This is a genomic window from Microbacterium sp. Leaf351, assembly GCF_001423825.1.
Taxonomy (GTDB): domain Bacteria; phylum Actinomycetota; class Actinomycetes; order Actinomycetales; family Microbacteriaceae; genus Microbacterium; species Microbacterium ginsengisoli.
Map to the genome: position 1 here is coordinate 135768 of NZ_LMPK01000034.1, position 10195 is coordinate 145962.

7 protein-coding genes and 3 pseudogenes are annotated in these 10195 nt (G+C 71.3%); 4 read left to right on the forward strand and 6 right to left on the reverse strand.

The annotated features are described in order from the left end of the window. The 3 genes and pseudogenes from infB to nusA all read right to left on the reverse strand — a co-directional run. Window positions 1-1965 (reverse strand): annotated as a pseudogene (gene infB, locus ASG00_RS10790) (translation initiation factor IF-2); the annotation flags it as partial. A 92-nt stretch (window positions 1966-2057) separates the two neighbouring features. Then, window positions 2058-2309, reverse strand: coding sequence for a YlxR family protein (locus ASG00_RS14565; RefSeq protein WP_082483209.1), 252 nt, complete (start codon window positions 2307-2309; stop codon window positions 2058-2060). Window positions 2310-2318: 9 nt separating this feature from the next. Beyond that, complete coding sequence (nusA, locus tag ASG00_RS10795; protein WP_045246199.1) at window positions 2319-3308, reverse strand: transcription termination factor NusA; 990 nt, start codon at window positions 3306-3308, stop codon at window positions 2319-2321. Between the two features lie 132 nt (window positions 3309-3440). On the opposite strand from nusA, the gene ASG00_RS10800 reads away from it, so the two are divergent. Then, the gene (locus tag ASG00_RS10800) at window positions 3441-4229 is read left to right on the forward strand and encodes a DUF1206 domain-containing protein (RefSeq protein WP_162237861.1); all 789 of its coding nucleotides are present in this window, start codon (window positions 3441-3443) and stop codon (window positions 4227-4229) included. Between the two features lie 9 nt (window positions 4230-4238). Here the strand turns inward: ASG00_RS10800 and ASG00_RS10805 are convergent, their stop codons facing one another. Then, a complete protein-coding gene (locus ASG00_RS10805; protein ID WP_056209458.1) occupies window positions 4239-5996 on the reverse strand; it encodes a proline--tRNA ligase in 1758 nt (585 codons plus the stop codon). Window positions 5997-6049: 53 nt separating this feature from the next. On the opposite strand from ASG00_RS10805, the gene pcp reads away from it, so the two are divergent. Further along, the gene (pcp, locus tag ASG00_RS10810; protein WP_200930914.1) at window positions 6050-6688 is read left to right on the forward strand and encodes a pyroglutamyl-peptidase I; all 639 of its coding nucleotides are present in this window, start codon (window positions 6050-6052) and stop codon (window positions 6686-6688) included. Between the two features lie 18 nt (window positions 6689-6706). Here the strand turns inward: pcp and ASG00_RS10815 are convergent, their stop codons facing one another. Next, the gene (locus tag ASG00_RS10815; RefSeq protein ID WP_056209462.1) at window positions 6707-7909 is read right to left on the reverse strand and encodes a benzoate/H(+) symporter BenE family transporter; all 1203 of its coding nucleotides are present in this window, start codon (window positions 7907-7909) and stop codon (window positions 6707-6709) included. A gap of 78 nt (window positions 7910-7987) precedes the next feature. After that, entirely contained in the window at window positions 7988-9118 is a 1131-nt protein-coding gene (ispG, locus tag ASG00_RS10820; RefSeq protein ID WP_045246202.1) for a flavodoxin-dependent (E)-4-hydroxy-3-methylbut-2-enyl-diphosphate synthase, read from the reverse strand. A 238-nt stretch (window positions 9119-9356) separates the two neighbouring features. On the opposite strand from ispG, the pseudogene ASG00_RS18135 reads away from it, so the two are divergent. Then, window positions 9357-9975: pseudogene (locus tag ASG00_RS18135) on the forward strand (chorismate-binding protein); the annotation flags it as partial. Between the two features lies 1 nt (window position 9976). Next, window positions 9977-10195 (forward strand): annotated as a pseudogene (locus ASG00_RS18140) (chorismate-binding protein); the annotation flags it as partial.

Below are 10195 nucleotides of genomic sequence, written 5' to 3' on the forward strand. Positions count from 1 at the left end.
CTCGACCGCGTCGCCGTTCTCGTCGATCATGGCGCGCACGCGGCCATAGGCCGTGCCCGCGACGATCGCGTCGCCGACACGCAGCGTGCCCGACTGGATGAGCACGGTCGCGACCGAGCCGCGGCCCTTGTCGAGCTTGGCCTCGATGGCCACACCGCGCGCTGCCTTGTTGGGGTTCGCGGTGAGGTCGAGACCGGCGTCGGCGGTGAGCAGCACCGCGTCGAGCAGGTCCTGGATGCCGATGTTCTGGCGGGCCGACACGTCGACGAACATGACGTCGCCACCGTACTCCTCGGCGACCAGTCCGTATTCGGTGAGCTGCTGGCGCACCTTCGCGGGGTTCGCCTCGGGCTTGTCGATCTTGTTGACAGCGACCACGATCGGCACCCCCGCCGCCTGGGCGTGGTTCAGGGCCTCCACCGTCTGCGGCATGATGCCGTCGTCGGCGGCGACCACGAGGATCGCGATGTCGGTCACCTGCGCACCACGGGCACGCATGGCGGTGAACGCCTCGTGACCGGGGGTGTCGATGAAGGTGATCGCGCGCTCGATGCCGTCGTGCTCGGTCCAGACCTGGTATGCACCGATGTGCTGCGTGATGCCGCCGGCCTCGCCCGCGACCACGTTGGTCTGGCGGATGGCGTCGAGCAGTCGGGTCTTACCGTGGTCGACGTGACCCATGACGGTCACCACGGGAGGCCGGATCTCGAGGTCGTCCTCGCTCTCCGCCTCCAGCTCGGCCTCGAGGTCGAGACCGAAGCCCTCGAGGAGCTCCTTGTCCTCGTCCTCGGGCGAGACCATCTGGATCTTGTAGCCGAGCTCCGCGCCGAGCACCTCGAAGGTGGCCTCGTCGAGCGACTCGGTCGCGGTCGCCATCTCACCCAGGTTGAACAGGATGGTCACGAGCGTGCCGGGCTGCACGGTGTAGCCGCGCAGCGCCTCGAGCTTGTCGGCGAAGTCGGCGATCGACGCGCCGCGGCGCAGACGGATGATCTCGCCGTTGCCCTTCGAGACGTTGACGCCGCCGACGACCGGAGCGTCCCTCATCTCGAATTCTTGACGCTTCGCCCGACGCGACTTGCGCTGCTTGGACTTGCCGCCGCCCTTGCCGAACGCACCCGCGGTGCCACCGCCGGGGCCACGGCCGCGACCGCCACCACCACCGGGACGCCCGGCGAAGCCGCCGGCTGCCGGGGCGCCACCGGGACGTGCCGCGCCGCCGCCGAACCCGGGGCGTCCGGCACCACCGGTGCGCTGCTGGAACGGAGCGCCCGGACGACCGGCGCCACCGGGACGACCCGCGCCACCCGGACGCGGAGCGCCCGGGCGCGGGGCACCGGGACGCGGGGCCTGGGGACGCGGGATGTTGCCGGGCGTCGGGCGCTGGCCCATTCCCTGCGCGCTCGCGAACGGGTTGTTGCCCGGGCGGGGGCCTGCGGGCCGCTGGCCCATGCCCTGCGCGCTCGCAAAGGGGTTGTTGCCGGGGCGCGGCGAGCCGCCTCCCGGACGCGGTGCCGGGGCTGCCTGTCCGCCCTGGCCGCCCTGCGGGCGCGCGGCCGGAGCCGACGGGGTCTGCGGTCGCGCCGGAGCCGCACCACCGGGAGTGGGCCGCGACGAGGCGGCGGGGCGCTCGGCCGCGGGCGCGGCGCGCTCCACCTCGGGAGCGGGTGCCGCAGCGGACGTCGACGGTGCCGGGGCGGCCGGGGCCGCGGATGCCGCGGGCTTGGGCGCCTGCGGCCGCGCGGGCGCCGCCGGGGTGGGGCGTGAGGCGGCCGGCTTCGCAGCCGGGGCGGCCGAGGCGGTGCCATCGGCCTGCAGGGCCTCACGGAGCTTTCGCGCCACCGGGGGCTCGATCGTCGACGACGGGCTCTTCACGAACTCGCCGAGCTCCTTCAGCTTCGCGAGGGCGATCTTGCTGTCGACGCCGAGCTCGGAGGCGATCTCGTGTACGCGTGGTTTTGCCACAATTCTCCTGTCTGGGATCTACCCCGGACAGGGCAGACCGTTAGATGCGGACGGGTCTCATTTCGAGCCGTTCACTTTGTGTCCATAGCCGTTCAGCCGTTTCGCTGCAGGTGTTGGGTGATGGTCTGCGTATCAAGCGGGCCTGACACGCGCAGGGCGCGAACGAACGCACGCCGCCGGGTGGCGGCATCCGTGCATTCGAGTGTCGGATGCACCCACGCACCCCGCCCCGGAAGACTCTTGCGCTCGTCGACGACGAGCTCGGAGCCGCGGGCCACCACTCTCAGGAGAGCGGATCGCGGAGCACGTGTGCGACAACCGACGCACGTCCGTACGGGTTCCATCCTACCCCGTCAGCTCTCCTCGAGGATGCTGTCGGGCTGGATGTCGATCTTCGCCCCGGTGAGCTTCGCGGCGAGTCGGGCGTTCTGGCCCTCCTTGCCGATCGCGAGAGACAGCTGGTAGTCGGGAACGAGGGCGCGCACGGCCTTGGTCCCCGCGTCGAGCACGAAGCTCGAGGTGACCTTGGCGGGCGAGAGCGCCTTCGCGACGAAGGATGCGAGGTCGGCGTCGTAGTCGACGATGTCGATCTTCTCGCCGCCCAGCTCCTCCGTGACGGCGCGCACGCGGCGGCCGAGCTCGCCGATGCACGCACCCTTGGCGTTGATCGCCGGGTCGTTCGCGCGAACCGCGATCTTCGAGCGGTGACCCGCCTCGCGCGCGAGCGAGACGATCTCGACGACGCCCGACGCGATCTCGGGGACCTCGAGGGCGAACAGCTTGCGCACCAGGCCGGGGTGCGTGCGGGAGACGGTGATCGCGGGCCCCTTGGTGCCCTTCGAGACGCTCGTGACGTAGACGCGGATGCGCGAGCCGTGGGCGTAGTCCTCGCCGGGCACCTGCTCCTCGGGCGGAAGGATCGCCTCGACCGTGCCGAGGTCGACGTGCACCATGCGGGGGTTCGGGCCCTGCTGGATGACGCCGGCGACGATGTCGCCCTCCTTGCCGCGGAACTCCCCCAGCACCGCGTCGTCGGCGATGTCACGCAGCCGCTGGCTGATGACCTGCTTGGCGGCGAAGGCGGCGATGCGACCGAAGTCGTCGGGCGTGACCTCCTCCTCGCCGATCACCGCGTCCTCGTCGTCGCGCAGCGGCACGAACACCGCGACGTGACCGGTCTTGCGGTCGATCTGGGCGCGAGCGCCGTCGGGGAGGACGCCGGTGGGCGTGCTGTTCTTCGCGTACGCCGTGAGGATCGCCTGCTCGATGATCGAGACGAGCTCCTCGAACGGAATCTCCCGCTCGCGCTCCACGGTGCGCAGCAGTCCGAGATCGATGTCCACGGGGCCTCCCTCTTCAGTTCTGGGATGCGGCGCGGGGGCGACGCATCCCCCCTACGTTACCCGATCGGGATGCCTCGAGCCGGGGCGATCCGCTCCGCTGCGTTCCCCCACCTGCGGTCGTACTGTGGCATCGTGCCCTCCACCGACGCGACCGCCGCCGCCCACTCGTCGACCGCGTTCCGCGTCGTCGCGCGAGTCGGGTTCGCGGCGAGCGGGCTCGTGCATCTCGGCATCGGCATCCTCGCGATCGCCCTCGCACAGGGGCATGCGGCGGAAGCCGATCAGACCGGAGCGCTTCAGGGCATCGCTCGGCTGCCCGGTGGGGTTCTGCTCCTGTGGGCCTGCGCGGCGACGCTCTGGGCGCTGACGCTCTGGTACATCGTCGACGGCCTCTGGGACCGTCGACGGAATGGATGGAGCGCACTCGTGTCCGCATGGTCGAAGGCGGCCGCCTATCTGGCAGTCGGAGCGCTCGCAGCGGGAGTCGCTCTCGGATCAGCGAGCAACTCAGAGCAGTCCGCGAAGTCGACGGGAGCGACGCTCCTCTCGCTTCCGGGCGGGCCGTGGTTGCTCGGCGCGCTCGGCGCCGCCATTACCGGTGTGGGGATCGGTTTCGGATGGCGCGGGCTCACTCGCGGCTTTCGCGAGAGCATCGCCTTCCCGCGGGGCCCGGTAGGTGGGGCCGCGCTGGCTCTCGCGGTCGTCGGGTATGTGGCAAAGGGCGCGGCGCTCATCAGCGTCGGCGCGATCATGGCGATAGCTGCGCTCACCGTCGACCCGGCCGCTGCGGGCGGACTGGATGGCGCCTTTGTCGCGCTTCTGCGTCTGCCGCTCGGTGCTGCCATCGTCACGGCGATCGGCAGCGGCCTCGTCGCCTACGGCCTCGTCATGTTCGTGCGCACTCGCTGGGCGAAGCTCTGAAGATCTCGCTCAGCGGGTTGTGAGCCGGGCGACCGCGTCGGCGAGCGGCACGACCTGACGGTCGCCGCTGCGGCGGTCCCAGAGCTCGACCTCGCCGGTCGCCGCACCGCGGCCGACGACGACGAGCTGCGGCACGCCGATGAGCTCGGCATCGCCGAACTTCACACCGGGCGACACCTTCGGGCGGTCGTCGTAGAGCACGTCGAGACCCGATGCCTCGAGTGCCGCGGTGAGCTCCTCCGCGAGGGCGAAGGCCGCGTCATCCTTGCCCGTCGCGACAACGTGCACGTCGAAGGGCGCGACCGACGCGGGCCAGATGAGCCCCCGATCGTCGTTGTTGAGCTCGGCGATGATCGCGAGGATGCGCGTGACGCCGATGCCGTACGAGCCCATCGTGACGGTGACGAGCTTTCCGTTCTCGTCGAGCACCTTCAGGCCGAGCGCCTCCGCGTACTTGCGGCCGAGCTGGAAGACGTGCCCGATCTCCATGCCGCGGGCGAGCGTGACCGGGCCCGAGCCGTCGGGTGCCGGATCGCCGTCGCGCACGTTGGCGACCTCGACGAACCCGTCGGCGACGAAATCGCGGCCGGCGACGAGGGAGTGCACGTGCTTCTGGTCGATGTTGGCACCCGTGATCCACGCGGAGCCGTCGGCGACCCGCGGATCGAGGACATAGCGGATGCCGGTGGCCGACTCCTCGCCCAGCACCGCACCGGTCGGCGACCACGGTCCGATGTAGCCCTTGACCAGGAGCGGGTTCTTCTCGAAGTCCTCGGCCGTCGCGGCCTCGACCGCGGCGGGTGCGAACGCCACCTCGGCACGCTTGTCGTCGACCTCACGGTCGCCGGGAAGCCCGACGATGACGAGCTCTCGCGTGCCATCGAGATGGGTCAGCGCGAGCACGACGTTCTTCAAGGTGTCGGCCGCGGTGTACGTGCCATCGAGCACGGCGTTGGAGTGCGCGACGAGGGTGTCGATCGTCGGCGTGTTCGGCGAGTCGAAGACCACCGGCCCACCCAGCCCGTCGAACGGGACGGGCGCGGGCGCCGTCGTGGTGAACGCCTCCACGTTCGCGGCGTAGCCGCCCTCCGAGCGCACGAAGGTGTCCTCGCCGACCGGGGTCGGGTGCAGGAACTCCTCCGAGCGCGAGCCGCCCATGGCACCCGCGTCGGCCTGCACGATCGCGTACTCGAGCCCGAGGCGCTGGAAGATGCGCTCGTACGCGTCGCGCTGCGCCTGGTACGAGGCATCCAGCCCGGCGTCCGTGTGGTCGAACGAGTACGCGTCCTTCATCGTGAACTCACGCCCCCGGAGGAGGCCGGCGCGGGGCCGCGCCTCATCGCGGTACTTGTCCTGGATCTGGTAGATCGTCAGCGGCAGATCCTTGTACGACGAGTAGAGGTCCTTCACGAGCAGCGTGAAGACCTCTTCATGAGTGGGGGCGAGCAGGTAGTCGGCGTCCTTGCGGTCCTTCAGGCGGAAGATGCCGTCGCCGTACTCCTCCCAGCGACCGGTGGCCTCGTAGGGCTCACGCGGCAGCAGCGCGGGGAAGTGCACCTCGAACGCGCCCGCGGCCGACATCTCGTCGCGGATGATCTGCTCGACCTTCGCCTTCACGCGCAGGCCCAGCGGGAGCCAGGCGAAGATGCCCGGCGCCTGGCGGCGGATGTAGCCGGCGCGCACGAGCAGCCTGTGGCTCGTGACTTCGGCGTCCGACGGGTCTTCGCGCAGCGTGCGCAGGAAATAGGTCGAGAGACGGGTCACCACGATCCCCCAGTCTAGGACGATGGATGCCGCCGCCCGCCGCCTACCCTGGAGCGATGACGACCGTGCTGCTGACCGGGTTCGAGCCGTTCGCGGGCGACTCCGCGAACCCCTCGGGTGACGCCGTGCGCGCGGTCGCCGCGCGGTGGGATCGCGCCGAGACGCTGATCGTCGAGGTGCTGCCGGTGACGTTCGCGGATGCCGCGGCCCGCCTGCGCGTCCTGATCGAGCGGCACTCCCCCGACGTCGTGATCGCCACCGGCCTCGCCGGCGGCCGCTCGGCGGTGACGCCGGAGCGGGTCGCCCTCAACCTCGCCGATGCCCGCATCCCCGACAATGCGGGGGTGCAGCCGACCGACGCCGTCGTCGTCGGGGGCGCACCAGACGCACGGTTCGCCACGCTTCCGGTCAAGCGGATCGCGGCGGCGGTGGCCGCGGCATCCGTGCCGTCCTCCGTGTCGCTCACGGCCGGCACCTTCGTGTGCAACGCGGCGATGTACACCGTGCTGGATGCGACGGCCGACCGCGCGGACGTGCGTGCCGGGTTCGTGCACGTGCCGTGGTCGACCGAGACCGCGCCCGCAGGTGCGCCGGCGCTCGCCCTCGCCGACATCGTGCGCGCCCTCGAGATCGCGATCGATGTGAGCCTCACATCCGACGACGGGCGCCCGCTTGTGGGCGGCGAGATCGCCTGATGCCGGGGGCGCCGCCCGTCAGCGCCGCCCGAGTCGCAGCGCGGCGCGCACCACGAGCCCCGCGACCAGCGCCCAGAAGGCGGCGCTGATGCCGAAGAACGCGATGCCGGACGCCGCCGTGAGGAACGTCACGATGGCCGGAACCCGGTCGTGCGGGTCGGCGACGGCCTGTTGCACCGCCGAGCCGAACGCGCCGAAGAGCGCGAGACCGGCGACGGCGGCGATGAGACCGGCGGGCGCCAGCACGACGAGCACGGCGAAGAACGAGGATGCCGCGGCCAGCACGAAGTACGTCGAGCCGGTCGCGATGCTCGCGTACCAGCGCCTGCGCGGATCGGGATGGGCGTCGGGGCTAGCCGCCAGCGCGGCGGTGATCGCGGCGAGGTTGATCGCCGGCCCGCCGGCGGAGGCGGTGAGGGCGCTGCCGAGACCGGTGACGGTCATCGCCGGCCGCCACGGCAGGTCGTAGCCGAAGCTGCGGAGGATCGCCGTGCCCGGCACGTTCTGCGACGCCATCGTCACCAGGAACAGCGGGAGCGCGAGACCCACGATGGCGCCGGTGGTGAACGTCGGCGCCGTGAACGCGACCCGCGGGAGGAAGGACGCCGGGTCGATCGCGGTGCCGGCCGCGCCGACCTCGATGCCGATCGCGATGGCCGCCGCGAGAAAAGCGAGCGGAACCGCCCAGCGGGGCAGGAACCGCAGCGCGATGAGCCACACCACGATCACCGGCGCGACCGCCCACGGGCTCTTGACGAGTCCGCTGAGCGGGGCGAGGCAGAGCGGCAGCAGCACGCCGCCGAGCATCGCCTGCGCGAGCGAGGCGGGGATACGCGCGATGGCCTGCCCGAGAGCGGGGATGAGCGCCGTGAGCAGGATGAGCCCCGCCACGACGTAGAACGCGCCGATCTCTGCCGACCAGCCGCCCTCGACGGCGCCGGTCGCGGCGATCAGGGCCGCCCCGGGCGTCGACCACGCGAGGGTGATGGGGCGGCGGTAGCGAAGCGCGAGCACGATCGTGCCGGCCCCCACGGCGAAGGACGCGGCGAGCAGACCGCTGGCCGCCTGATCGGACGTGGCGCCGGCCGCGTGCAGCGCCGTGAGCACGACGGCGAACGAGCTCGAGAACCCCACCAGCGACGCGGTGATACCGGCCGAGATCGGCCTCGACAGCGGCGCGTCGAGCGAGGGGCTGGATGCCGCGGCGGTCGGTTCACTCACCGGTGCACCGTATCGCGGCGCGGAGGCGTACCCCGACCAGGCGGACGGTGCCACCGGGCGACGGGTGGACCGGTGCGCTCAGGCGGTGACGACCTGGGCGGTACCGAGGGGGGCGTCGGGGCCCATCTCGTCGGCGAGGCGGGTGGCCTCGGCGATGAGCGTCGCGACGATCTCCTCCTCGGGCACGGTCTTGATGACCTCGCCCTTCACGAAGATCTGGCCCTTGCCGTTGCCGCTCGCGACGCCGAGGTCGGCTTCGCGGGCCTCGCCCGGGCCGTTCACGACGCAGCCCATGACGGCGACGCGCAGCGGCACCGTGACATCCTTCAGACCCTCGGTGACGCTGTCCGCGAGGGAGTAGACGTCGACCTGGGCGCGACCGCACGACGGGCACGAGACGATCTCGAGGCGGCGCTCGCGGAGGTTGAGCGACTGCAGGATCTGCAGGCCGACCTTCACCTCTTCGACGGGAGGCGCCGACAGCGAGACGCGGATGGTGTCGCCGATGCCCTCGCCGAGCAGGATGCCGAACGCCGTCGCGCTCTTGATGGTGCCCTGGAACGCGGGTCCGGCCTCGGTGACACCGAGGTGCAGCGGCCAGTCGCCCCGCTCGGCGAGCTGACGGTAGGCCTTGACCATCACGATCGGGTCGTTGTGCTTGACCGAGATCTTGAAGTCGTGGAAGTCGTGCTCTTCGAACAGCGACGCCTCCCACACGGCGCTCTCCACGAGCGCCTCGGGAGTGGCCTTGCCGTACTTCTCGAGCAGTCGGCGGTCGAGCGATCCGGCGTTCACGCCGATGCGCAGCGAGACGCCGGCGTCCTTCGCCGCCTTCGCGATCTCGCCGACCTTGTCGTCGAACTGGCGGATGTTGCCGGGGTTCACTCGTACCGCGGCGCAGCCGGCGTCGATCGCCTGGAAGACGTACTTCGGCTGGAAGTGGATGTCGGCGATGACCGGGATCTGACTCTTCTTCGCGATGATGTGCAGCACGTCGGCGTCGTCCTGGCTGGGCACCGCGACCCGCACGATGTCGCAGCCCGAGGCGGTGAGCTCGGCGATCTGCTGCAGGGTCGCGTTGATGTCGGTCGTCTTGGTGGTCGTCATCGACTGCACGCTGACGGGCGCGTCGCCACCGACCAGCACCTTGCCGACCTTGATCTGGCGGCTCTTGCGGCGGGGGGCGAGCGTTTCGGGGACCTTGGGCATCCCGATGTTGACGGCTGGCACGCCCCCAGCCTACGCCGACGGGGATGCCGCGGCCCCGACCCGCGGCATCCGAGCCCCGGCGGCGCCGGGCGCGGCCGAGCCGTGTGGTAGGTTCGCCCCATGTTCGCGCGCACCTGCTGGTGGCCCACCGCCTGAGGCGGTGGATCGTGCGATTCCGACCGCCCCGAGGGGCGGTCTTCTTCGTGAAGCGGCCGCCCCGACTCCGAAGGACCATCCCATGCCCGCATCCTTTGCCGAGCTGATCGCCTCCGACGCGCCCTTCGCGCTCATCGCGCGCGACGACGCCTGGGTCGAGGTGCTCACGGGTGAGGTCGTCGACGTCGATGCCCTCGCCGACATCCCCCTCGTCGATGCGACGGGGACCCCTCGCGAGGTGCTCGCGCTCGTGCCGTTCCGGCAGGTGCGAGAGCGCGGATTCGCCTCCCACGACGACGGGGCGCCGCTGCGATGCCTCGTGGTCGAAGGTCACGAGCGGATGCCGCGGGCCGAGGCCGTGGCCACGCTGCCGTCCGAGCCGATCGCCCTCGAGAACCCCGGCTTCGATCTGACCGACGAGGAGTACGCGGGGATCGTGCGCACGGTGATCTCCGACGAGATCGGCCGCGGCGAGGGCGCGAACTTCGTGATCCGCCGCGACTTCACCGCCGGGGTCGGTGCCGACCCGCGTCTGGCAGCGCTCACCTGGTTCCGGGCGCTGCTCGCCCACGAGCGCGGCGCGTACTGGACGTTCGCTGTCGTCACGCCCGGCCACGTCGCCGTGGGTGCGAGCCCCGAGGCGCACGTCAGCGCGCAGGACGGCGTCGTCACCATGAACCCGATCTCGGGCACCTTCCGCCNCCTCGCCTCCACGAAGGAGACCGAGGAGCTGTTCATGGTCGTCGACGAGGAGCTCAAGATGATGAGCGCGGTCTGCTCCGACGGCGGCCGCATCACCGGACCGCACCTGAAGGAGATGTCGCGGCTCACGCACACCGAATACATGCTGCGGGGCACGTCGACCCTCGACCCTCGCGACATCCTGCGCGAGACGATGTTCGCTCCCACGGTCACCGGCTC